This is a genomic window from Variovorax sp. J22P240 (assembly GCF_030316855.1).
GTDB lineage: Bacteria > Pseudomonadota > Gammaproteobacteria > Burkholderiales > Burkholderiaceae_C > Variovorax.
In genome coordinates this window covers 242,750-264,900 of sequence record NZ_JASZYR010000001.1, presented here as the reverse complement: position 1 = coordinate 264,900, position 22,151 = coordinate 242,750, and the positions used below count along the sequence as shown (strand labels likewise).

22 protein-coding genes are annotated in these 22,151 nt (G+C 65.1%); 14 read left to right on the top strand and 8 right to left on the bottom strand.

Translation table 11 applies throughout. From position 1 onward, the window contains the following. Positions 1–22 precede the first annotated feature (22 nt). Both QTI24_RS01360 and QTI24_RS01355 read right to left on the bottom strand, forming a co-directional pair. Positions 23–757 (bottom strand): SDR family NAD(P)-dependent oxidoreductase, encoded by a 735-nt coding sequence (locus tag QTI24_RS01360; protein WP_286597830.1) that lies wholly within the window; start codon positions 755–757, stop codon positions 23–25. Next, the gene (locus tag QTI24_RS01355; RefSeq protein ID WP_286597829.1) at positions 754–1,281 is read right to left on the bottom strand and encodes a 2,4'-dihydroxyacetophenone dioxygenase family protein; all 528 of its coding nucleotides are present in this window, start codon (positions 1,279–1,281) and stop codon (positions 754–756) included. The genes QTI24_RS01360 and QTI24_RS01355 overlap by 4 nt, the downstream gene beginning before the upstream one ends. Positions 1,282–1,527: 246 nt before the next feature. Between QTI24_RS01355 and QTI24_RS01350 the strand changes: the two genes are divergently transcribed. From QTI24_RS01350 to xylB, 8 genes are all read left to right on the top strand, one after another. Then, the gene (locus QTI24_RS01350) at positions 1,528–2,835 is read left to right on the top strand and encodes an ABC transporter substrate-binding protein (RefSeq protein WP_286597828.1); all 1,308 of its coding nucleotides are present in this window, start codon (positions 1,528–1,530) and stop codon (positions 2,833–2,835) included. 117 nt (positions 2,836–2,952) lie between these two features. Beyond that, a complete protein-coding gene (locus QTI24_RS01345; RefSeq protein WP_286597827.1) occupies positions 2,953–3,810 on the top strand; it encodes a carbohydrate ABC transporter permease in 858 nt (285 codons plus the stop codon). A gap of 10 nt (positions 3,811–3,820) precedes the next feature. Then, positions 3,821–4,645 (top strand): carbohydrate ABC transporter permease, encoded by an 825-nt coding sequence (locus QTI24_RS01340; RefSeq protein ID WP_286597826.1) that lies wholly within the window; start codon positions 3,821–3,823, stop codon positions 4,643–4,645. 151 nt (positions 4,646–4,796) lie between these two features. Beyond that, positions 4,797–5,828, top strand: coding sequence for an ABC transporter ATP-binding protein (locus tag QTI24_RS01335; protein ID WP_286597825.1), 1,032 nt, complete (start codon positions 4,797–4,799; stop codon positions 5,826–5,828). A gap of 7 nt (positions 5,829–5,835) precedes the next feature. Continuing rightward, positions 5,836–7,254 carry a D-arabinitol 4-dehydrogenase gene (dalD, locus tag QTI24_RS01330; RefSeq protein ID WP_286597824.1) on the top strand — a complete coding sequence of 473 codons (1,419 nt, stop codon included), beginning with the start codon at positions 5,836–5,838 and terminating at the stop codon, positions 7,252–7,254. Beyond that, positions 7,251–8,039, top strand: a complete 789-nt coding sequence (locus QTI24_RS01325) for an L-iditol 2-dehydrogenase (RefSeq protein ID WP_286597823.1) — start codon at positions 7,251–7,253, stop codon at positions 8,037–8,039. Before dalD ends, QTI24_RS01325 begins: the two co-directional genes overlap by 4 nt. A 23-nt stretch (positions 8,040–8,062) precedes the next feature. Further along, positions 8,063–9,001, top strand: coding sequence for an AraC family transcriptional regulator (locus tag QTI24_RS01320; RefSeq protein ID WP_286597821.1), 939 nt, complete (start codon positions 8,063–8,065; stop codon positions 8,999–9,001). A gap of 9 nt (positions 9,002–9,010) precedes the next feature. After that, positions 9,011–10,471, top strand: a complete 1,461-nt coding sequence (xylB, locus tag QTI24_RS01315; protein ID WP_286597819.1) for a xylulokinase — start codon at positions 9,011–9,013, stop codon at positions 10,469–10,471. 4 nt (positions 10,472–10,475) lie between these two features. On the opposite strand, the gene QTI24_RS01310 is transcribed toward xylB, so the two are convergent. Beyond that, on the bottom strand, positions 10,476–11,033 hold the full coding sequence (locus tag QTI24_RS01310; RefSeq protein ID WP_286597818.1) for a hypothetical protein: 558 nt from the start codon (positions 11,031–11,033) through the stop codon (positions 10,476–10,478). A 13-nt stretch (positions 11,034–11,046) separates the two neighbouring features. After that, positions 11,047–11,283 carry a hypothetical protein gene (locus QTI24_RS01305; RefSeq protein WP_286597816.1) on the bottom strand — a complete coding sequence of 79 codons (237 nt, stop codon included), beginning with the start codon at positions 11,281–11,283 and terminating at the stop codon, positions 11,047–11,049. Between the two features lie 251 nt (positions 11,284–11,534). Between QTI24_RS01305 and QTI24_RS01300 the strand changes: the two genes are divergently transcribed. Further along, entirely contained in the window at positions 11,535–11,939 is a 405-nt protein-coding gene (locus QTI24_RS01300) for a hypothetical protein (protein ID WP_286597815.1), read from the top strand. Between the two features lie 5 nt (positions 11,940–11,944). On the opposite strand, the gene QTI24_RS01295 is transcribed toward QTI24_RS01300, so the two are convergent. From QTI24_RS01295 to phbB, 3 genes are all read right to left on the bottom strand, one after another. Next, complete coding sequence (locus tag QTI24_RS01295; RefSeq protein ID WP_286597814.1) at positions 11,945–13,636, bottom strand: cation:proton antiporter domain-containing protein; 1,692 nt, start codon at positions 13,634–13,636, stop codon at positions 11,945–11,947. Between the two features lie 35 nt (positions 13,637–13,671). After that, positions 13,672–15,009, bottom strand: coding sequence for a dicarboxylate/amino acid:cation symporter (locus QTI24_RS01290; protein WP_286597813.1), 1,338 nt, complete (start codon positions 15,007–15,009; stop codon positions 13,672–13,674). Between the two features lie 73 nt (positions 15,010–15,082). After that, the gene (phbB, locus tag QTI24_RS01285) at positions 15,083–15,820 is read right to left on the bottom strand and encodes an acetoacetyl-CoA reductase (protein ID WP_286597811.1); all 738 of its coding nucleotides are present in this window, start codon (positions 15,818–15,820) and stop codon (positions 15,083–15,085) included. Between the two features lie 132 nt (positions 15,821–15,952). Between phbB and QTI24_RS01280 the strand changes: the two genes are divergently transcribed. The 5 genes from QTI24_RS01280 to QTI24_RS01260 are packed head-to-tail and all read left to right on the top strand — an operon-like array spanning position 15,953 to position 20,937. Beyond that, complete coding sequence (locus QTI24_RS01280; RefSeq protein WP_286597810.1) at positions 15,953–16,969, top strand: ABC transporter ATP-binding protein; 1,017 nt, start codon at positions 15,953–15,955, stop codon at positions 16,967–16,969. A 39-nt stretch (positions 16,970–17,008) separates the two neighbouring features. After that, positions 17,009–18,313 (top strand): ABC transporter substrate-binding protein, encoded by a 1,305-nt coding sequence (locus QTI24_RS01275; RefSeq protein WP_286597809.1) that lies wholly within the window; start codon positions 17,009–17,011, stop codon positions 18,311–18,313. 13 nt (positions 18,314–18,326) lie between these two features. Then, positions 18,327–19,229: a carbohydrate ABC transporter permease gene (locus QTI24_RS01270; protein ID WP_286597808.1), complete on the top strand. Its 903-nt coding sequence runs from the start codon at positions 18,327–18,329 to the stop codon at positions 19,227–19,229. Continuing rightward, the gene (locus QTI24_RS01265; protein ID WP_286597807.1) at positions 19,226–20,065 is read left to right on the top strand and encodes a carbohydrate ABC transporter permease; all 840 of its coding nucleotides are present in this window, start codon (positions 19,226–19,228) and stop codon (positions 20,063–20,065) included. Before QTI24_RS01270 ends, QTI24_RS01265 begins: the two co-directional genes overlap by 4 nt. Next, positions 20,062–20,937: an endonuclease/exonuclease/phosphatase family protein gene (locus tag QTI24_RS01260; protein WP_286597806.1), complete on the top strand. Its 876-nt coding sequence runs from the start codon at positions 20,062–20,064 to the stop codon at positions 20,935–20,937. The genes QTI24_RS01265 and QTI24_RS01260 overlap by 4 nt, the downstream gene beginning before the upstream one ends. A 116-nt stretch (positions 20,938–21,053) precedes the next feature. On the opposite strand, the gene QTI24_RS01255 is transcribed toward QTI24_RS01260, so the two are convergent. Continuing rightward, the gene (locus tag QTI24_RS01255; protein ID WP_286599235.1) at positions 21,054–22,010 is read right to left on the bottom strand and encodes a tripartite tricarboxylate transporter substrate-binding protein; all 957 of its coding nucleotides are present in this window, start codon (positions 22,008–22,010) and stop codon (positions 21,054–21,056) included. Positions 22,011–22,151 lie beyond the last annotated feature (141 nt).

Genomic DNA, 22,151 nt, shown 5'->3' with positions numbered 1-22,151 from the left:
GGGAGCGCCTCGCCGCGAAGATTCAGTAGGTCGCGCGTCCGCCCGAAAGATCGAACACGGATGCGGTGTTGAAGGTGCATGAGCCCGAACAGAGCCACGCCACCATCTCGGCCACTTCGATGCTTTCGCCGAGACGCTGCATCGGGCTCTTGTCGATCATGGTCTGCACGTGCGCGGGCGACATCTGCGCCAGGATCGGCGTGTGCACCGCGGCCGGCGCGATGGCGTTGACGAGGATGCCGGTCGTCGCCAGTTCCTTGCCGAGCGACTTGGTCAGCGCCAGCACACCCGCCTTGGCCGCGCTGTAGGCCGAGGCGTTGGGCGTGCCTTCCTTGCCGGCCAGCGACGCGATGTTGACGATGCGCCCTGCTCCCGCTGCGCGCAGATACGGCACCACAGCGCGGCAGACGTTGAAGGTGCCGACGAGATTGACGTCGACGATGCGCCGCCACATGAGCGGGTCGTAGGCATCGAGTGGCATCGTCGGCCCTGCGAAGCCCGCGCTGTTGACCGCGAAGTCGATGCGGCCGAAGCGCTTCACGACTTCCTGCGCGGCGCGTTCGACGCTGTCGAGATCCGTCACGTCGACCTTCCACGCATCGTCATCCGCCAACACGGCCATGTCCCACACGGACACGCGCGCGCCGCAGCGCCGCAGGTGCGCGACCACCTCAGCGCCGATGCCGCTCGCTCCGCCCGTGACGACCGCCACGGCGTTGGCGAAGTCGTAGCTCGCGCGGCCGTAGTTCTCGCTCATCGAATGAACTGCTTGGTGAAGTCGGCGCCCAGGCCCACCGCCTCGAAATGCTTGCGGCACATGTCGATCTTGGTGAACACGTCCTCGTAGCCCATGCCCTTGCCCCAGGGGTCGGTGTAGTACATGACACCGTTCACCTGGAAGTACGTGATCATTTCCTCCACGTCCTCCGGCACGTACAGCGTGTGGGTTTCACCGGGCGGCTCGAACACGTAGCTGCCCTCGGTGGCTTCCCAGTCGTGCTCGAGATAGCGCCAGCGGCCCTTCAGCACGAAGCCGTGCACCGCCTGCGGATGCCGATGGCGGCTCAGCACGCCCGACTTGCGCACGCGCAGCAGATTCATCCAGTAGCCCTGGCTCGCGTTCAGGCACAGCGGTCGGAACCAGACGTTCTCCGCCTGCGGCACCCACAGACGTTCGTCCGTCGGGATGGCGTGCGGCACCACGATCTCGGGCAGCGCATCCGGTGGGTTCGGGTACTGGTAAGGGGTCTTCGGGTTGGGGTCCGAGTCATCGAGGGGCATTTTCAATCCGTCCATATTGTGGATGAGTGTCCATATTGTAGATTTCTTGAGACTGCCGCCTATCTGCGTAAACCCTGAGGGAGCGTCGATGCCTTTCACATCCCTGCTTTCCGAAACTAGGGAAGTCACCGATCAAGTGGTGCATCCAAGTATCGAAATCGGCTGAGCCAGTACCAAACCTGCAAGCCAGAGTCTCCAGAATCCGGCCACGGCGACCGCCTGTCGTCGACCACAAGGAGACAACTCATGAAGCGCTTTCTGAAGGCGGGCCTGGCGCTCGCGATCGCGGGCACAGGCCTGGCGCATGCCGCGACCGAACTGGTCATCGCCACCGTGAACAACGGCCACATGATCGAAATGCAGAAGCTCACCAAGTTCTTCGAGCAGGCGAATCCGGATATCAAGCTCAAGTGGGTGACGCTCGAGGAAGGCACTCTGCGCCAGCGCGTCACGACCGACATCGCGACCAAGGGCGGCCAGTTCGACGTGATGACCATCGGCATGTACGAGACGCCGATCTGGGCCAAGAAGGGATGGCTGCTGCCGATCGCCACGGACGCCAACTTCGACGTCGACGACCTGCTGCCCGCCATGCGCAATGGCCTGTCGGCCGACGGCAAGCTTTACGCGTCGCCCTTCTACGGCGAGAGCTCGATGCTGATGTACCGCAAGGACCTGGCCGACAAGGTCGGCTTCAAGATGCCCGACCAACCGACATGGGTGCAGGTGAAGGAACTCGCCGGCAAGATCCACGACCCGAAGGCCGGCGTCTACGGCATGTGCCTGCGCGGCAAGCCCGGCTGGGGCGACAACATGGCGCTGCTCACGACGATGGTCAACACCAACGGCGGCCAGTGGTTCGACATGAGCTGGAAGCCGCAGATCGACACCAAGCCCTGGCATGACGCGATCAACTTCTACGTCGACCTCATGAAGGCCTACGGCCCGCCCGGCGCCTCGGCCAACAGCTTCAACGAGAACCTCGCGCTCTTCAACGAAGGCAAGTGCGGCATGTGGGTCGACGCGACCATCGCGGCTTCTTTCGTGAGCGATCCCAAGCAGTCCAAGGTGGCCGACAAGGTAGCCTTCGCGCAGGCGCCGGTGGCCGTCACGCCCAAGGGCGCAAACTGGCTGTGGGCCTGGGCACTTGCGATTCCGGCCAGCTCGCAGAAGGTCGACGCGGCACAGACCTTCGTCAAATGGGCGACTTCGAAGGACTACGTCAAGCTTGTCGCCAAGGAGCACGGTTGGGGTACGGTGCCGACCGGCACGCGCAAGTCCACCTATGCATCGCCGGAGTTCATGAAGGCGGCGCGTTTCGCCGAAGCCGAGAAGAAGGCCATCGACACCGCGAACGCGAACGACAGCACGCTGCCGAAGTCGCCGTACGTCGGCGTGCAGTACGCCGCCATCCCCGAGTTCCAGGCGATCGGCGTGGCGGTCGGACAGCAGATGAGCGCGGCGCTGTCAGGGAAGGTCACGGTCGACCAGGCCTTGAAGACCTCGCAGACCGCCGCCGAACGCGAGATGAAAAAAGGTGGGTATTACAAGTAGCCCCCCAGGCTGCGCGCACTGCGTGTCGCTTCTCCTTCCCCCCGCGGGGGACGCTGCCAGCGGACCGGCGAAGCCGGGTCCGCGGCAGCTCACGACGAAAGACTTGGGGGTCTTCTTATGAACCGCTTGTTGCCTCGCGCGCTGATGGCGCCGGCCGTGGTCACGCTGCTCCTCTGGATGCTCGTGCCGCTGGCGATGACGATCTACTTCTCGTTCGTCAACTACAACCTCATGCAGCCGGGCGAACGAACGTTCAACGGGCTGGAGAACTTCCACTATTTCGTCACCGACCCGGACTTCTGGCCGGCGGTGTGGAACACGCTGGTGCTGATCGGCAGCGTCATCATCATCACGGTGGTGCTCGGGGTGGGGCTCGCACTGCTGGTCAACGAGCCCTTCCCCGGCCGCGGCATCGTGCGCGTGCTCCTCATCTCGCCCTTCTTCGTCATGCCGACGGTGAATGCGCTGCTGTGGAAGCACATGATGATGAATCCGATCTACGGCATCCTCGCGGACCTCTGGCGCAGCTTCGGCGCAGAGCCGGTCGACTGGCTGACGGACGTGCCGCTGTTCTCCGTGATCATCATGGTCGCCTGGCAGTGGCTGCCCTTTGCCTGCCTGATCTTCATCACCTCGCTGCAATCGCTCGACCGCGAGCAGATGGAGGCCGCGCGCATGGACGGTGCCACCGCCTTCCAGCGCTTCGGCTACCTCACCCTGCCTCACCTGGGCCGGCCGATGGCGGTCGTGATCATGATCGAGATGATCTTTCTGCTCTCCGTGTTCGCGGAGATCGCGGTCACGACGAATGGCGGCCCGGGCAACGAGAGCACCAACCTCACCTACCTGATCTTCAAGCAGTCGCTGATGAACTTCGACGTCGGCGTGGCTTCGGCGGGCGCGCTCTTCGCGGTGGTGCTGGCCAACATCGTGGCCGCCTTCCTGATCCGGATCATCGGAAAGAACCTCGACTGAGGGCACCGGCATGCAAACCGAAAACATCCTCTCCCTGGGCCTGCGCACCGTGGGCGCGTGGGTCGCGTCGCTGCTGCTCTTCTTTCCGCTGGGCTGGCTCGTGCTGACCTCGTTCAAGACCGAACTGCAGGCCATCCACGTCCCGCCGCTCTTCATCTTCGAGCCGACGCTGGAGAACTTCGCGGAAGTGCAGCGGCGCAGCGACTACCTGCTCTTCGCGAAGAACTCCCTGATCACGAGCGTGGGATCGACGGTCATCGGCCTGCTCATCGCCGCGCCGGCCGCCTACTCGATGGCCTTCTTCCGCACCCGGCGCACGCGCGACATCCTGATGTGGATGCTCTCGACCAAGATGATGCCCGCCGTCGGCGCCCTGGTGCCGATCTACGTCATCGCGCAGACCGCGGGCCTGCTCGATACGCGCACGGCGCTCACCATCGTCTTCACGCTGTCCAACCTGCCGATCATGGTGTGGATGCTCTACACGAGCTACAAGGACATCCCGCCCGAGATCCTCGAGGCAGCCCGTATGGACGGCGCCAGCCTGTGGACCGAGTTCCGCCACGTGGTGCTGCCGCTGTCGATCGGCGGGCTGGCCTCCACCGGCCTGCTGTGCCTGGTGCTGAGCTGGAACGAGGCTTTCTGGGCATTGAACCTCAGCTCCGCCAAGGCCGGCACGCTCGCGACGCTGATCGCCTCGTACTCCAGCCCCGAGGGTCTGTTCTGGGCCAAGCTCTCCGCCGCCTCGCTGATGGCCATCGCGCCCATCGTGGTGTTCGGGTGGTTCAGCCAGAAGCAACTCGTCCAAGGCCTGACCTTCGGCGCCGTGAAATGAGCTCGCCCCCAGCCTTCGCGCACTTCGTGTCGCTTCGCCACCCCCCTGCCGGGGGCGCCGCGTGCGGCCCGGCGGAGCCGGCTCCGTGGCGGCCCGCGACTCGGACACGTGCCGCATTGGCGGCAACGAAAGAACTTCAAGGAGTCATTTGATGGCCTACCTCCAACTCGACAACATCCAGAAGAGCTTCGGCGACACCCATGTCATCAAGGGCGTGAACCTCGAAATCGACAAGGGCGAGTTCATCGTGTTCGTCGGCCCGTCGGGCTGCGGCAAGTCGACGCTCCTGCGGCTGATCGCCGGCCTCGAACCGATCACCAGCGGCAAGCTCTCGCTCGACGGCAAGGACATCACTCACACGCCTTCCGGCAAGCGCGATCTCGCGATGGTGTTCCAGAGCTATGCGCTCTACCCGCACATGAGCGTGTACGACAACATGTCCTTCGCGCTCAAGTTGGCCAAAGTTTCGAAGGACGTCATCAAGACCAAAGTCGACCACGCCGCCAAAACGCTGAACCTCACGCAGTACCTGAGCCGCACACCGAAGGAACTCTCCGGCGGCCAGCGGCAGCGCGTGGCGATCGGGCGCGCGATCGTGCGGGCGCCCAAGGTGTTTCTCTTCGACGAGCCGCTCTCCAACCTCGATGCAGCGTTGCGCGGCAACACGCGCGTCGAGATCCACAAGCTGCACCGCGCACTCGGCGCGACCAGCATCTACGTGACCCATGACCAGGTCGAGGCCATGACGCTGGCCGACCGCGTCGTCGTGCTGCGCGACGGCCTGATCGAGCAGGTCGGCACGCCGATGGACCTGTACGACCGCCCGGCCAACCAGTTCGTCGCGCAGTTCATCGGCATGCCGTCGATGAACATGGTCGAGGCGAAGGCCATACCGAGCTTCTCGGCGTTGACGGGCGGCCGGCTGCCGAGCGACGGTTTCCTCGGCGTGCGGCCGGAAGGGCTGCGCGTCCACCAGGGGCAGGGGTCGGGCGCGCCCGCCCGGGTCGAACTGATCGAAGCCCTGGGCGCCGACACACTGATCCACATCGACGTCGGCGGCGTACCGCTGGTCGCACGCCAGAACGATCGCACCGACCTGCAGGCTGGCGACGCGGTGAGGGTCGAACTCGATCCATCGGTGCTCCACTTCTTCAACCGCGAAGGCCGCACCGTCGCCGCCTGACACTGCCATGGCCGATTCCACTCCTTCCGACTTCGTGGTCCTGCACCTCGGACTCGGCTCGTTCCATCGCGCGCATCAGGCCGTGTACCTGCAAGCGCTGATCGACGCCGGCGACATGCGCTGGTCGCTGGTCGGCGCCAACCTGCGGCCGGACATGGCTGACGTCGAAAGCGCCCTGCGTGCACAGGGCGGGCACTACACGCTCGAGACGGTTTCACCCGCCGGCGAGTACCGATACCAGCGTATCGAATCGATCCGCGAGGTTCTTCCGTACGACGCGAACCTGAAGGAAGTCATCGCCCGAGGCACCGATCCGCGCACGCGAGTGATCTCGTTCACGGTGACGGAGGCTGGCTACTACCTCGATTCGAAGGACCGCCTCGACTTCGGCGCCGCCGATCTCGCGAACGACCTCGAGCGGGCGCGCAACGGCCAGCCCGGTACGACGATCTACGGCGCGGTCTGCGCGATCCTGGGCGCGCGCCGCGCGGCGAATGCCGGGCCGGTGACACTGCTGAATTGCGACAACCTTCGCCACAACGGCGACCGCTTTCGCAAGGGACTGCTGGAGTTCATCGAGCGTGCCGGGCAACCCGAACTGCTCGACTGGGTACGCAAGCAAACCAGCGGCCCCAATGCCATGGTCGACCGCATCACACCAAGGCCGCCGCCCGAACTGCGCCAGCGCGTGTTCCAGGCCACGGGGTGGGACGACGCCGCGCCGGTGACGGGTGAGAGCTTCATCCAGTGGGTGATCGAGGACGACTTCGTCAACGGCCGACCCGACTGGGGGCGCGTCGGCGTGCAGCTGGTGGATTCGGTGTCGCCCTACGAAGAGGCCAAGATCCGCATCCTCAACGCAAGCCACAGTTGCATCGCCTGGGCCGGCACGCTGGTCGGCCTGCACTACATCCACGAAGGCACGCACAGGCCAGCGATCCGGCGCATGGCCTTCGACTATGTGACGGATGACGTCATTCCCTGCCTGCACTCGCCTGGGCGACCGAGCCCGGTCGACCTGCCGGTCTACCGCGACGTCGTGCTCGAGCGCTTCGGCAATCCCGCAATCCGCGACACCAACCAGCGGGTGGCAATGGATGGCTTCTCGAAGATTCCCGGCTTCATCGCGCCCACCGTCCACGAGCGGCTGGCGCGCGGCGAGAGCATCGAGAGCGTGGCGATGCTGCCGGCCCTTTTTCTTGCCTTCCTGCAACGCTGGCACAAGGGAGCGCTCCCCTATGTCTACCAGGACCAGGGCATGGACGAGGCTGCGGCGCACGCCATCTGCGACGCGTCGGATCCCGTCGCCGCGATGAGCGCCGACGGGACCTTGTGGGGCGACACGGCCGCCGATAGGCGACTCGTCGAAGCCATGCGCAAGGCCGATGCGCGCGTTCAGGCCTTCATCCAGCGAGGCGGCAAATGACCGGTCGTCTTGCGGAGCGCCACGTCCTGATCACCGGCGCAGGTGGCGGCATCGGGCTCGCGATCGCCGAAGCCTGTTTGGCCGAGGGCGCTCGCTGCACGCTGGCCGATCTGGCGGAAGACCCATCCGATGGCGTGCAGGCCCTGCGGCGCAAGCACCCGAACGCATTGGCCTATGTCGCAACGGACGTCACCGACTTACCCTCGATCGGCGGCATGCTGTTCGCGGCGCAGGCGTCGCACGGTGCCATCCACACGCTGGTCAACAACGCCGCCCTCTTCGAGATGGCGCCGCTGCTAGAAAGCAGCGAGGCCGCGTACGACCGCCTCTTCGCCGTCAACGTGAAGGGCATGTTCTTCGTGATGCAGCGCGTGCTGCAGCACATGGTCGATGCCGGCGTTCAGGGCGGCTCGGTCATCAACATGGCCTCGCAGGCCGGGCGGCGCGGCGAAGCGCTGGTGTCGCACTATTGCGCGACCAAGGCGGCGGTCATCAGCTACACCCAGAGCGCCGCGCTCGCCATGGCGCCGCGCGGCATCCGCGTGAACGCCATCTCGCCGGGCGTGGTCGACACGCCGATGTGGGATCAGGTCGACTCTCTTTTTGCCAGGTACGAAAATCTCGCCCCCGGCGAGAAGAAGCGCCGGGTCGGCCTCGAAGTCCCCCTCGGCCGCATGGGCAAGCCCGACGACATCACCGGCGCCGTCGTGTTCCTGGCCAGCGATGAAGCGCGATACATCACGGCGCAAACGCTCAATGTCGACGGTGGTAACGTCATGAGTTGAAGGTGCATGAGAAGGACCCTTTCATGACATCGCAACGCCAACGACACCTGCCCCGGCATCGCGAGCCCGAACTCGAACGCGACATCGCGCGCTCACCTTCCCTTGGCTACGAGGCGCCTGAAGAAACAGGCCTCGTGCGCTGCCTGGCCCATGGCTTTCCGAGCCCGCTCGTGCGCTGGCACTTCCACGAGGAGTACGAGCTGCACCTCATCACCGAGACCTCCGGCAAGGCTTTCGTGGGCGACTGGATCGGTCCCTTCCAGCCTGGCCATCTCGTGCTGTGCGGACCGCGCCTGCCGCACAACTGGATCTCGCTCGACGCGCCCGAGGGCGGCGCTGCCGGCCGCGACCGTGTGATCCAGTTCCGACACGAACCCATCGAGCGCGCCGCGGCCGAGATTTCCGAACTGCGCGAAGCGCTCCAACTGCTCGAACGCTCGCGCCACGGCATCGAGTTCTTCGGGCTGGCGGATCGCGCCATGGCGCACTGGAATGCCGTGAAGGCAGCGCACGGTTTGCAGCGCCTTGCGCGCTTCCTCGAATACCTCGCCGACCTGGCCCAATGCACCGACTACCGCCTGCTCTCCAACGTGCAGATGCAGGGCGTGGAAGGCGACGCCGAGGTCGACCAGATCAACGTCATCGTCAACCGCATCACCGCCAACCTCGCCGAGCCGATCGTGATGGCGGACATCGCCACCGAACTGGGCATGAGCGAGAGCCGCTTCAGCCGCTTCTTCAAGCGCTCGACGGGCAACAGCTTCACCGACTTCGTGAACCGCGTGCGGATCAACAGCGCCTGCCATCTGCTGATGCAGACCGACCACTACGTGACCGACATCTGCTACCAGGTCGGCTTCAACAACGTCGCGAATTTCAACCGGCGCTTTCTCGAGATCAAGGGCATGACGCCGACCGAGTTCCGGCGCCAGAGCGACAGCCGCTTCGGCAGCCTCGCCTGAAGGTCCGCCGTGTACCTCGGCCTCGATCTCGGCACTTCAGAGTTGAAGGCGCTGCTGCTGGACAAGGACCATCGCATCGTCGCGTTGGCCCGCGCGGCGCTTTCCGTGAGCCGGCCCGCGCCGCTGTGGTCGGAGCAGGCGCCCGCGCAATGGTGGGAAGCGCTCGAGTCCGTCATGGCCGCGCTCCATCGAAGCTGTGCGCACGCGTTGTCGGCCGTGCGTGCCATCGGGCTCTCGGGGCAGATGCATGGGGCCGTGGCCATCGACGCGGCTGGCGAGGTGCTGCGCCCCGCCATCCTCTGGAACGACGGCCGCAGCGCCGCGCAATGCGAAGAGCTCATGGCGCGCGTGCCGCGCCTGACCGCGATGGCCGGCAACCTCGCCATGCCGGGCTTTACGGCCCCCAAGCTGCTGTGGATGCAGGAAAACGAGCCGGATTTGTTCGCGCGGACGGCCTGCGTTCTGCTCCCGAAGGATTGGCTGCGCCACAGGCTGAGCGGCACGCTCGCGAGCGACATGTCGGACGCCTCGGGCACCTTGTGGCTCGACGTGGGCGCGCGCGACTGGTCGGACGAACTGCTCGCGGCCTGCGGGCTCAGTCGCCAGCAGATGCCCGGCCTCGTCGAAGGCAACGCCGTGGCAGGCAGACTGAAGCCGGAACTGGCGGCGCGCTGGGGCCTGACAGCCAACATACCGATCGCGGGCGGTGGCGGCGACAACGCGGCGAGCGCCGTCGGGATGGGCTTGGTCACGGCCGGCCAAGGCTTCGTCTCGCTCGGCACCTCAGGGGTCATCTTTGTCTGCGGCGATCGTTTCGCGCCAGATCCCGACCGCGCGGTGCACGCCTTCTGCCATGCGCTGCCGGGACGTTGGCACCAGATGTCGGTGATGCTGTCGGCTTCGAGTGCGGTGAGTTGGGCCGCGCGCAGCTTCGGCCTCGGCAATGAAGCCTCCTTGTTGGCGGCCGCGGCGACCTTGAACGCCGAAGCGCGCCGCCACGCCCCGCTGTTTCTTCCCTATCTTTCAGGCGAGCGCTCGCCGCACAACGATGCGAATGCACAAGGCGTGCTCTTCGGACTGACGCACGCTCACGGACCGGCCGAGGTCGCGTATGCCGTGGTTGAAGGCGTGAGCTTCGGCCTGCGCGACGGGTTGGACACGCTCGCCAGGCCGAGCGGCGATCTAGTTCTCGTCGGCGGCGGCGCGCGCAGTTCATGGTGGGCGCAGTTGCTGGCGGACATTCTCGAAACGCCGCTCGCCGCATGCGAAGGCGGCGAGGCTGGCGGGGCGATGGGCGCGGCACGACTCGCGTGGCTGGCGGATGGAGGAGCGGAGGCGGAAGTCTGCCGCCGGCCGGAAGTGCGACAGCGCTTCGAACCGAACTCGGCGCCCGCAGCCACGTACGCTGCGCGCCACGCGCGTTTCAAGACGCTGTATGCGGCCTTGCGCCAGACCGACACCTGGGGATGAGCCTCTAGCCGAAGGACGTTCTCAACCCTGCGTAGTCCGTCGGTCCGCTGCTCTCCGGCGGATTGCCCGTCGCCGACATCCAGGCGGAAATGCTCGGCAGCCGGCGATCGAAGTAGTTGTGCAGGCGAGCCCAGTTGCCGTCCTGGCCATGGCCTTCGGTCATTTCGAGCGCTTCGACGGCAATGGTGCGAAGGCTGCTCACCATGGCCAGCGAGCGCCCATCAAGCAGTTGCAACGTCACCTCGCGACCTTGCGCAAGAACCTCGTGGAGGATGCGCCGGTGCACCGTGTAGTCGTCCCAGCTGCACTTGCCGCAGGCGTCGTTCAGTTCGCGGAAGACCCAGTGCATGTTGTTCGCGAACATGGCGGCAACCTGCGCGGCCTGTCGCTCGCCTTGCTTCGAGGCCGCGATCTGCAGCCGGACCGCCCACAGGATGGCCACCAGCACGCCCAGCGTCTGGACCCACGCGGCCCACTCGGCCGATGTGGAAGGCCGATAGAACCAGCCTGCGACGATCAACGCCGCGGTGCCTGCGGCGATGGCCGCTCCTAGTTTTCGCATGGTGTCCCCAGAATCAAGGTCCGCGCACATCCGTCGTGCGGGGACCGTCCTTGCCAAACATCTTCCGGATCGCTGCGACACCTGCGACCAAGGCATTGGCGTAGGTGAGGTGGGGATCGCCCGCCGCTTCGATCGGCAGGTAGGAAAGCGCATCCTCCACGCCGTAGTCGGCGGCTTCCATCAATACCCAATAGAACTCGCCTTCTTCGAGTTCCTGGACGGTGAGCGCGATATTTCGCAATTGCGACATGGAATTAGCGGGGGAAAGGAATGGACAGCGATAAGACAAAACGATCCTATTCACCCCTCCGGATAATGCCTAGCGACAATTTTCACGAATCGTCACAAATGTGACCAGTCGTAATTAAATACGCAAATCCTGAAAATCCGCAAGAGGCACTTTGGGGCAATTTCCGTTTCGCCACCAAGCTTTCCCTACAGCGCTCGGCTGGAGCCAGGCCTAAGCTAGATGTATCGTCCAATCCATCATGAGGAGGAGACATGAAGCATTTCACGCTAGACAAGCACATGACCGCGACCCTCGGCGGCGCGTTCTACCCTACGGGCCATTCCGTGGTGATGTTTCCGGACGCGCAGGATGCCAGCCGTGTCGGGCACCAACTGATCGAGGACGGCTTCAGCGGTGACGAGGTCTACCTGATCCCGCCGCACATCGTCCTCGAGCAGATCACGCCCACCATCCACGATTCCGACAGCCCCCTGCCTTCGGCCGGCACCGACGCTGCCACGGTCCGCGCCTATACCCAACTCGCCCGGGAGGGCCATACGGCACTGATGGTCAGGACGAAGAACGAGGCCACGGCCGAACGCCTGATGGTCCACGTCCGCCAGGTGCCCTATTCGATCGCGCAGCGATACCGGACGCTGGTGATCGAAGACCTCTGATCCGCTCAGACGCTGGCTGCGCGCAGCAAGACCGCACGGGCCATGGCCTGGGCCAGTTCGTGCTCGCCGAGAAACACCGTCGCTGCCGCTTCCTGCGTCAGCAGACGGGCCTCGTCCTCGTTGTGGCTGCGGATGACTGTTTCGATCGACGGGTTGAGCGTGCGCGCCGTCTCGATCATCTGCCGCACGTTCATGGCGTCGGCCGTGGCCACCACGAGAACGCGCGCGCGGGCGACGTGGGCCTGGATGAGGACGGCCGGGTCCGCCGCATCGCCCCAGACCGCTGCCATGCCTTCACTGCGCAGCTTCTCCACGAGTTCGCGGTTCTGCTCCGCCACCACGAAAGGGATGTCGTGCGCCTTGAGCGCCGCGGCGATTCGTCGCCCGACGCGACCGTAGCCGACCAGCACCACCTGACGTGACAGGTACTTGGCCTCCGTGCTCATCGGCAGCTCGGCCAGCGGATCGTCCCGGGCCTCCAGCCCGCGCGCAAAGGACGAATGCGCGTGCAGCCATTTCTGCAGCGGCTCGATCAGGCTGAACCACAACGGATTGGTGGAGATGGAAATGAGCGCGCCGGCCAGCAACAGGCTCTGGCCCTCGGGCGGCAGCAAGCCCAGCCCCGCGCCCAGCGCAGCCAGGATGAAGGAAAACTCGCCGATCTGCGCCAGGCTCGCGCTCACCGTCAGCGCGGTGCCGAGGGGGTAGCGAAACAGCAGCACCAGCGCGCAGGCCGCCACGGACTTGCCGACGACGATCACCAGCACCACGGCCAGCACCTGCAGCGGACGCTCGATCAGCACCGAAGGATCGAACAGCATGCCGACCGAGACGAAGAACAGCACCGCGAAAGCGTCGCGAAGCGGCAGCGATTCCTGTGCGGCACGGTGACTGAACTCGGACTCGCGCATCACCATCCCGGCAAAGAAGGCCCCCAGCGCAAACGACACGCCGAACAGCGCCGCCGATGCGAACGCGATGCTCACCGCGGCCGCCACCACGCACAGCGTGAACAACTCGCGCGATCCCGTGCGAGTGACTTGCCAAAGCACCCACGGGAACACGCGCCGCCCGACCACCAGCATCAACGCGACGAAGCCGCCGACCTGCAGCAGCGTGAGCCCCAGCGTTTGCCACAGGGGAGTGCCGTCACCGGCGCCCCCGGTGCCGCCCAGCGCGCCGGCCAATGGCGGCAGCAGCACCAGCACGAGCACCATCGCGAGGTCTTCCACCACCAGCCAGCCGACCGCGATGCGGCCGGTGAACGTTTCGAGGATGCCCAGGCTCTCGAGCGCGCGCAGCAACACGACCGTGCTCGCCACCGACAGCGCTAGCCCGAACACCAGGGCCCCGCCCGGACTCCAGCCCCACCACGTGGCCAGCGCCCCGCCGAGCAGCGTGGCGACCGCGATCTGCACCAGCGCCCCGGGCAGCGCGATCTTTCGCACCGCGAGCAGATCGTCGAGCGAGAAGTGCAGCCCGACGCCGAACATGAGCAGCATCACGCCGATCTCGGCAAGCTGCGCGGCAATGCTCGCATCCGCGACGAAGCCGGGCGTGAAGGGCCCGATGATCACACCCGCCAGCAGATAACCCACGAGCGCCGGCAAGCGCAGCCGCGCCGCCAGGAAGCCGAGGACGAGCGCGAGCCCGAGGCCGGCCGCAACGGTGTTGATCAGTGAAACGCTATGTGGCATCGGCTTGCATTCTGCAAGACGAGCCAGAAGCGGATTCAGGAAGCCATCTTTTCCGTACGGGCGTTGATCAGTTCCTCGGGCTCCTGCGCCTCGATCCAGGTCTCGTTGTTCAGGCCCGCCTGCAGTCTTTCCATATCGAGCTCATCCGTCCACTTGGCGACTACGATGGTGGCGACGCCGTTGCCGATCAGATTGGTGAGTGCCCTCGCCTCCGACATGAAGCGGTCGATGCCGAGGATCAGCGCCAGCCCGGCCACCGGCACGTGACCGACAGCCGACAGCGTCGCCGCCAACACGATGAACCCGCTGCCCGTGACGCCGGCCGCGCCCTTCGAGGTCAGAAGTAACACCCCGAGCAGCGTGATCTCCTGCATGAGCGTCATCGGAGTGTTCGTCGCCTGCGCGATGAAGACCGCAGCCATCGTCAGGTAGATCGACGTGCCGTCGAGATTGAAGGAGTAGCCGGTCGGGATCACCAGGCCGACGACCGTCTTGCGGGCGCCGAGGTTTTCCATCTTCTCCATCATGCGCGGCAGGACCGACTCCGAAGAAGATGTGCCCAGCACGATCAGCAGCTCTTCCTTGATGTACTTGATGAACTTCCAGATGCTGAAGCCATGGAAACGCGCGATCAGCCCCAGCACCACGAAGATGAACAGCAGGCAGGTCAGGTAGAAGGTGGCCATCAGCTTGCCGAGTTGGAACAGCGAGCCGACGCCGTACTTGCCGATCGTGAAGGCCATCGCGCCGAAGGCACCGATGGGCGCGAGCTTCATGATGTAGCCGATGATCACGAAGAGCACGTGCGAACCCTTTTCGATCATGTCGAACACCAGCGTGCCGCGACCGCCGAAGCGATGCAGCGCAAAGCCGAATAGCACGGCGATCAGCAGCACCTGCAGGATCTCGCCCTTGGCGAAGGCATCGACCACGGTGTTGGGAATGACGTGCAGCAGGAAGTCGACCGTGCCTTCCATCTTGCCCGGGCCGGTATAGGCCGCCAGCGCCCGGGTGTCGAGCGACGCCGGATCGACGTTCATGCCCGCGCCCGGTTGGAACAGGTTGACGAGCACCAACCCGACCACGAGCGCGATGCTGCTCACGACTTCGAAATACAGCAGCGCCAGGCCGCCGGTCTTGCCGACTTTCTTCATGTCCTCCATGCCGGCGATGCCGACGACCACCGTGCAGAAGATGATCGGCGCGATCATCATCTTGATCAGCTTGATGAAGGCGTCTCCCAGCGGCTTCATCGACTCGCCGAGCGAGGGGTAGAAGTGGCCCAGCAGCACGCCGATGATCACCGCGGCGATCACCTGGACGTAGAGGGACTTGTAGATCGGTGGCTTTTGCGCCGGTGTTGTTGGTGTCATGTCGACCTCTCCTTGAAAACAAAAAAAGACCCGCGAGGGCGGGTCTTTTTTTGGAGTGTGCGGCGAAGGCGCCTCAGTGCATGTGCAGCCCGCCGTTGACCGAGAAGTCGGCCCCGGTGGAATAGCCGCCTTCGTCGGTCGCGAGCCACGCGATGATCGATGCGATCTCGCTCGGTTCGCCCAGGCGCTTGACGGGAATCGTGCCGACGATCTTGTCGAGCACTTCCTGGCGGATCGCCTTGACCATGTCGGTGCCGATGTAGCCCGGGCTCACGGTATTCACCGTCACGCCCTTGGCGGCCAGTTCCTGCGCCAACGCCATCGTGAAGCCGTGCATGCCGGCCTTGGCCGCCGAGTAGTTGGTCTGCCCGGCCTGGCCCTTGGCGCCGTTGACCGAGCTGATGTTGATGATGCGGCCCCAACCCTTTTCCACCATGTCGCCGACCACCTGCTTGGTGACGTTGAACATGCTGTTGAGGTTGGTCTCGATCACAGAGCTCCAGTCCTCCGGCGTCATCTTGAGGAACATGCGGTCCCGGGTAATGCCCGCGTTATTGACCAGCACGTCGATGCTGCCGTGCTCCGCCTTGGCCTTGGTGAAGGCCTCGACGGTGGACTGCCAGTCGCCCACATTGCCGACCGAGGCCTGGAACTCGAAGCCTTCCGCCTTCTGTTCCGCCAGCCATTTGGCGTGGTCCCGCGTAGGGCCGCAACCTGCGATGACGGTGAACCCATCCTTGTGGAGGCGTTGGCAAATGGCTGTTCCGATGCCCCCCATACCCCCGGTGACGTATGCGACTTTCTTGCTCATATGTGTTCCTTGGTGTGTGCAAGCCCTAACAGGCGTTGGTCACTGTAGCGAAGTTTCTCACCAACGCCCGATCAGGAAAACACTGACCCTTCTTTGCAACCGGGTGTCACAAGCCGTCCATATACTGGTTTGATGTCCTCCATTGTGTTGATCGATATCGCCAAATCCTGGGGCGAAAGTACTGCCTTGCACGCGGTCAACCTCCATATCGAGCCCGGATCCTTTTGCGTTTTGCTCGGGCCTTCCGGTTGCGGGAAGTCGACGACGTTGCGCATCGTTGCAGGTCTGGAGACCGCCAGCGGTGGGCAGGTGCTGATCGACGGCCGCGATGTGACGCGGCTGCCGCCGGCCCAGCGCGGCATCGCCATGGTGTTCCAGAACTACGCACTCTTTCCGCACCTGAGCGTGGCCGACAACATCAGCTTCGGGCTGTCCGTGCGCAAGACGCCGGCAGCCGAAATTGCAAAGCGGCTGGGCGATGCCGCGGCCCTGCTGGGCCTCGGTGCGCTGCTGGACCGCAAGCCCTCGCAACTCTCAGGAGGCCAGCAGCAAAGGGTCGCGCTCGGCCGCGCCCTGGTCGCGCAGGCCAAGGTTTGTCTCATGGATGAACCGCTGTCCAACCTGGACGCGCAATTGCGGCAGGACATGCGCCGCGAACTGCGCGATCTCCAGCGCCAACTCGGGCTCACCGTGGTCTACGTCACGCACGACCAGACCGAGGCGATGAGCATGGCCGACCAGGTCGTGCTGCTGAACCAGGGCCGAGTCGAACAGGCCGGCATGCCGCGCGATCTCTATGCGCGGCCCGCCACCACTTTCGCGGGACGCTTCATCGGCACGCCGCCGATGAACCTCGTGGCACTGGAAGACGGTCGCATCGCCGGCAGCGACGCCGCCACGGGCCTGCGAGCCGCCATGCTCGGCGTGCGGCCCGAGGCCATCGCGCTCGATCCGCAAGGCATCCCTGCCATCGTGCAGAGCGTGGAATACCTCGGCGCAGACCTGGTGCTGCGCTGCGGGATCGGATCGCAGGCGCTGCTGGTACGCACCGCTGGCCAGCACCACGCCGAACCGGGCGACCGCGTCGGCCTGCGCTGGGCGCTCGAAGATGCGCACGGCTTCGACGCCAGCGGCCAGCGCATCGATTGATCTCTCACTTCCAATCCACTCCCAAGGAAAAACGCGACCATGCAACGCAAGACTTTCATCCGGACGCTCGCCGTCCACCTGATGGCTGCCGGCGGCCTTTTCGCCGGCACCGCGAGCCTGCTGCACGCACAGACACCGGTGGAACTCCAGTTCTACTACCCGGTGGCCGTCGGCGGCCCGATCGCCAAGACCATCGACGGATTCGCGGCCGGGTTCATGAAGGAGAACCCAGGCATCAAGGTCACGCCGATCTACGCGGGCACCTACCAGGAAACCATCGTCAAGGCGCTGACCGCGCACAAGTCGGGCACGCCGCCGGTCACGTCCGTGCTGCTGTCGACGGACATGTTCACGCTGATCGACGAAGACGCCATCGTCCCCTTCGACGACTTCGTGAAGACGGCCGAAGACAAGGCCTGGCTGAACGGCTTCTACAAGGCCTTCATGATGAACAGCCAGACCGGCGGCAAGACCTGGGGCATTCCGTTCCAGCGCTCGACCGTCGTCATGTACTGGAACAAGGAACTGTTCAAGGAAGCCGGCCTCGACCCCAACAAGCCGCCGACGACCTGGGCCGAACTCAAGGACGCCGCCACCAAGCTGACGAAGAAGGATGCGAGTGGCAAGGTCACTCAATGGGGCGTGCAGATTCCTTCGAGCGGCTTCCCGTACTGGCTGTTTCAGACGCTGACCACGCCCAATGACACCATCCTCGCGAACGAAGCCGGCACCGCCGTCCGGTTCGACGATCCGAAGGTGGTCGAGGCGCTGCAATACTGGGTCGACCTCGGCAAGGCCGGCATCCACCCGCCCGGCGTGGTCGAGTGGGGCACCACGCCCAAGGACTTCTTCGAGAAGAAGGCCGCGATGATCTACACCACCACCGGCAACCTGACCAACATCAAGGCGAACGCGAAGTTCGACTTCGGCGTCGGCATGATCCCCGGCAACAAGCGCAAGGGTTCGCCGACCGGCGGCGGCAACTTCTACATCTTCAAGAAGTCCACGCCGGCGCAACAGGAAGCCGCCTTCAAGTTCGCCAAGTGGGTGACCCAGCCCGAGCGCGCCGCACAGTGGAGCATGGACACCGGCTACGTGGCCGTCTCGCCCGCAGCCTATGAAACCGACACGCTGCGCAAATACGGCCGCGACTTCCCGGCCGCGCTCGTCGCGCGCGACCAGCTGCCTGTGTCGGTCGCGGAGTTCTCCACGCACGACAACCAGCGCGTGACCAAGGCGCTGAACGACGGCCTCCAGGCCGCGCTGACCGGCAGCAAGACGCCGGCGCAGGCCATGCAGGACGCACAGCGCGAGGCGGACCGCATCCTGCGTTCGTTCAAGTAGGAACGCCGCCACCATGCGCAGTCACGGCATCGCCGCCGGAAGCACCGCGTCGCGCAACGCGGTGCATGCGTGGTTGATGCTGCTGCCAGCGCTGGCGCTGCTGGTCGCGTTCACACACTGGCCGGCTGCCTCGACGCTGGTCGACAGCTTCTTCTCGACGCCCAAGGGCAAGCGCCCGGGCGTGTGGGTCGGGCTGGAGAACTACGCGGTGATGACCAGCGATCCGGTGTTCTGGAAGGCCGTGCGCAACAACCTCTGGTTCGCGGGCGCGACCATTCCGCTGTCGATCGCACTCGCACTCGTCATGGCGCTGTGGGTCAACGAGCGCATCGCGGGCCGCGCCTTCCTGCGCATGGCGTACTTCACGCCGACGGTGCTGCCGATGATCGCGGTGGCCAACATCTGGCTCTTTTTCTACACGCCGCAGTACGGCCTGCTGGAGCAGATCACCGGCGCACTCGGCCTGCCTTCGCACAACTGGCTTGGCAGCCCGTCGACCGCGCTGGGTGCCGTCACGCTCGTCGCGATCTGGAAGGAAGCCGGCTTCTTCATGATCTTCTACCTGGCCGCGCTGCAGACACTCAATCCGAGCCTGCGCGAGGCGGCGGCCATCGAGGGCGCGTCACGCTGGTATTTCTTCCGCCGCGTGCAATGGCCGCTGCTGATGCCGACCACGCTGTTCGTGCTGGTCAATGCCTTCATCAACGCCTTCCGCATGGTCGACCATCTGTTCGTGCTCACCCGCGGCGGGCCGGACAACGCGTCGATTCTGCTGCTCTACCACCTGTACGAGGTCGGGTTCAGCTTCTGGGATACGGCTTACGCCTCGGCGATCACGGTGGTGCTGGTCGTCGTCCTGGCCGGCATCGCGCTCTTCCAATTTTTCGTGCTCGACAAGAAGGTCCACTACAAATGAACGCTGCCGTTCCGGCACAACGGCTGGCCTTCAACGAACCGACCTGGCTCGATACGGTGGCCGCATGGCTGCTCGCGCTGCTGTGGATCCTGCCGCTCGCCTATGCGGTCTGGACCGCCTTCCATCCGGCCGAGTATTCGACGCGCTTCGCGCTGGCAGCGCCGCTCACGCTGGACAACTTCCGTCGCGCCTGGGAAGCCGCACCGTTCGCGCGCTACTTCCTCAACACCACCCTGCTCGTCAGCATGGTCCTCGTCGTGCAGCTCGTGCTGGGAACGCTCGCGGCCTACGCCTTTGCGCGCTACGAATTCAAGGGCCGCGGCATCGCCTTCGCCCTCGTGCTGGTGCAGCTGATGATCATGCCGGACATCCTGCTGGTGGAGAACTACAAGACTATGGCTCGGCTCGGCCTGGTCGACACCCTGGTCGCGATTGGACTGCCCTACTTTGCTTCTGCTTTCGCGATCTTCCTGCTGCGGCAGACCTTCATGGGCATGCCCAAGGAACTGGACGAGGCTGCCCGCGTCGAAGGCGCGAGCGCGATGCAGACGTTGTGGCGCGTGTACGTGCCGCTGGCGAAGCCCGTCTATACCGCCTTCGCGCTGGTGTCGGTGAGCTTTCACTGGAACAATTTCCTCTGGCCGCTGATCATCACCAACAGCGTCAACGCGCGACCGCTGACGGTCGGGCTGCAGGTGTTCTCGTCGGTCGATCAGGGCGTCGACTGGTCGGTGATCACAGCTGCGACCCTGATGACCTCGGCGCCGCTGCTGATCGCGTTTCTTCTCTTTCAGCGTCAGTTCGTGCAGAGCTTCATGAGGGCCGGCATCAAATGAAACTCGTGACCTGGAACACCCAATGGTGCTGCGGCCTCGACGGAGTCGTGAGCGTCGAACGCATCGTCGAGGGCGCCCGTGCAATGGGCGACTTCGACGTGCTGTGCCTGCAGGAGATCGCCTCCGGCTTCGACGGCATGGCGGGACGCCCCGGCGACCAGCCGGCGGAGTTGCAGTGGCTGTTGCCGGGTTTCCAGCTCTTCTTCGGCGCGGCCGTGGACGAGTTCGACGCCGACGGCCGCCGCCAGCGCTTCGGCAATCTGATCGCCACGCGGCTGCCGGTGTCCCGCGTGCAGCATCACTTGCTGCCCTGGCCCGCCGACTCGAGCGTGAGCAGCATGCCGCGCATGTGCACCGTCGTCACGCTGACCAGCCCGGAGCTAGGTTCCCTGCGCGTGATAACCACGCACCTCGAGTACTACTCGTCCACCCAGCGCCTGGCACAGGCCCGGGCCGTGCGCGCCCTGCACGTCGAGGCGTGCGAGCAGGCGGCCGCCCCCCCGGTCGTCGAACTCCGCGGATCGCCCTTCCAGCCCAAGCTGCACACCCCCCAGGCCATCCTCTGCGGCGACTTCAACATGGCGGCATCGGACCCCGCCTACGACGAGATACAGCAGCCCTTCACCGACCCCGCATTGCCCGTCGGCGGCACGCCCGACAAGCGCCTGCAGGATGCGTGGCCGCTGGCTCATCCCGATCGCCCGCACGACCCCACCTTCCGCCTCTTCGATCGCCAGTACGGCCCCGACCCGATCGCCTGCGACTTCGTGTTCGTGAGCAATGCGCTGGCGCCCAGAGTGCGCCGTGTCGAGGTCGACCTGCAAACACGCGTCTCCGACCACCAACCCGTGCTCATCGAACTCGGCGACTGAACCCGCACAGCTCATTGCAGAAACACCGCGGAACCGGCTCCGTCGGGCCGCAGGTGTTGCCCCCGGTAGGGGGTGGGCGAAGCGACACGAAGTGCGCGCAGCCTGGCGGCGAGCCCTTATTCGCCTTGAATGCCGGCGGCCCGAATGACTTTGCCCCACTTGGCGATCTCGGACGCAAGATGGCTGTGCAGGGCCTCAGGCGTGACCTTGTCCATCGGCACGATTTCCGAGCTCAGATCAGCCAGCCGTTGCTTGACCACGTCGTCCTGCAATGCCGCGCGCAACGCGATGTTGATTTTCTCGATCACGGCCGGAGGCGTGCCCTTGGGTGCGTAAACCCCATGCCACACCCGCACGTCGAAGCCCTTGAGTCCCTGCTCGTCGAGCGTCGGAACATTGGGCATGCTCGACAGCCGCTTTGGCGTGGTGACGCCGAAGACCTTGACGCGGTTGCCTTCCTTGATGACCGGCGCCGTCTGCGTGGTCTGGTCGCACAACAAGTCGACCTGTCCGCCCATGAGGTCGTTGAGCGCGGGACCGGCGCCCTTGTAAGGCACGGTCGTGAGATCGACGCCGATCTGGCTCATGAGCAGCAGCCCGCACAACTGCGACACGGCACCCACGCCGGCATTGGCCAGGGACACCTTGTCCTTGTTCGCCTTCACGTACTTCAGCAGCTCCGGGAAGGTGTTGGCCGGGAAGTCCTTGCGCGACAACAGCGTCATCGGCACGTCCAGGACCTGTCCGACGTATTCGAAGTCCTTGAGCGGGTCGTATGGCAGCTTCTTGTAGAGCGCCGGCGCGGTCGCCATGCCCATGTGGTGGATGAGAATCGTGTAGCCGGTGGGAGCCGCCTTGGCGACCCGCGCCGGCGCGATCGTGCCGCCGGCACCCACGGTGTTCTCGACGATCACAGTCTGCCCGAGTGACTTGCCCATGGGGATCGCCAGCATGCGGGCCACTACGTCGGTCGGGCCGCCTGCCGAATAGGGCACCACCAATGTGACGGGTTTCTCGGGCCACGCGCCTTGCGCGGCAGCGTGAGTCTGAATGCCGAGCAGCCCGACACCCAGGGACGCCCAAGCGAAAGCCGCCCATGTCGATTTCAATTTCAAGATGTCTCCTTTTTGACCTATAGGGAAGCCTCATGGTCGCCGCAGGCATGCGGCGGCGCAATCAGCGTTTACAGAAGGAGGCCTTCTGTTTTCCCTAAG

Excerpts from the sequence above, each read along its gene's own strand:
- QTI24_RS01340 (WP_286597826.1), top strand. The coding sequence starts at position 3,821 with ATGCAAACCGAAAACATCCTCTCCCTGGGCCTGCGCACCGTGGGCGCG.
- QTI24_RS01345 (WP_286597827.1), top strand. The coding sequence starts at position 2,953 with ATGAACCGCTTGTTGCCTCGCGCGCTGATGGCGCCGGCCGTGGTCACG.
- QTI24_RS01310 (WP_286597818.1), bottom strand. The coding sequence starts at position 11,033 with ATGCGAAAACTAGGAGCGGCCATCGCCGCAGGCACCGCGGCGTTGATC.
- QTI24_RS01265 (WP_286597807.1), top strand. The coding sequence starts at position 19,226 with ATGAACGCTGCCGTTCCGGCACAACGGCTGGCCTTCAACGAACCGACC.
- dalD (WP_286597824.1), top strand. The coding sequence starts at position 5,836 with ATGGCCGATTCCACTCCTTCCGACTTCGTGGTCCTGCACCTCGGACTC.
- QTI24_RS01350 (WP_286597828.1), top strand. The coding sequence starts at position 1,528 with ATGAAGCGCTTTCTGAAGGCGGGCCTGGCGCTCGCGATCGCGGGCACA.
- QTI24_RS01275 (WP_286597809.1), top strand. The coding sequence starts at position 17,009 with ATGCAACGCAAGACTTTCATCCGGACGCTCGCCGTCCACCTGATGGCT.
- QTI24_RS01295 (WP_286597814.1), bottom strand. The coding sequence starts at position 13,636 with ATGCCACATAGCGTTTCACTGATCAACACCGTTGCGGCCGGCCTCGGG.
- QTI24_RS01360 (WP_286597830.1), bottom strand. The coding sequence starts at position 757 with ATGAGCGAGAACTACGGCCGCGCGAGCTACGACTTCGCCAACGCCGTG.
- QTI24_RS01260 (WP_286597806.1), top strand. The coding sequence starts at position 20,062 with ATGAAACTCGTGACCTGGAACACCCAATGGTGCTGCGGCCTCGACGGA.
- QTI24_RS01300 (WP_286597815.1), top strand. The coding sequence starts at position 11,535 with ATGAAGCATTTCACGCTAGACAAGCACATGACCGCGACCCTCGGCGGC.
- phbB (WP_286597811.1), bottom strand. The coding sequence starts at position 15,820 with ATGAGCAAGAAAGTCGCATACGTCACCGGGGGTATGGGGGGCATCGGA.
- QTI24_RS01355 (WP_286597829.1), bottom strand. The coding sequence starts at position 1,281 with ATGCCCCTCGATGACTCGGACCCCAACCCGAAGACCCCTTACCAGTAC.
- QTI24_RS01325 (WP_286597823.1), top strand. The coding sequence starts at position 7,251 with ATGACCGGTCGTCTTGCGGAGCGCCACGTCCTGATCACCGGCGCAGGT.
- QTI24_RS01290 (WP_286597813.1), bottom strand. The coding sequence starts at position 15,009 with ATGACACCAACAACACCGGCGCAAAAGCCACCGATCTACAAGTCCCTC.
- QTI24_RS01335 (WP_286597825.1), top strand. The coding sequence starts at position 4,797 with ATGGCCTACCTCCAACTCGACAACATCCAGAAGAGCTTCGGCGACACC.
- QTI24_RS01270 (WP_286597808.1), top strand. The coding sequence starts at position 18,327 with ATGCGCAGTCACGGCATCGCCGCCGGAAGCACCGCGTCGCGCAACGCG.
- QTI24_RS01280 (WP_286597810.1), top strand. The coding sequence starts at position 15,953 with ATGTCCTCCATTGTGTTGATCGATATCGCCAAATCCTGGGGCGAAAGT.
- QTI24_RS01320 (WP_286597821.1), top strand. The coding sequence starts at position 8,063 with ATGACATCGCAACGCCAACGACACCTGCCCCGGCATCGCGAGCCCGAA.
- QTI24_RS01305 (WP_286597816.1), bottom strand. The coding sequence starts at position 11,283 with ATGTCGCAATTGCGAAATATCGCGCTCACCGTCCAGGAACTCGAAGAA.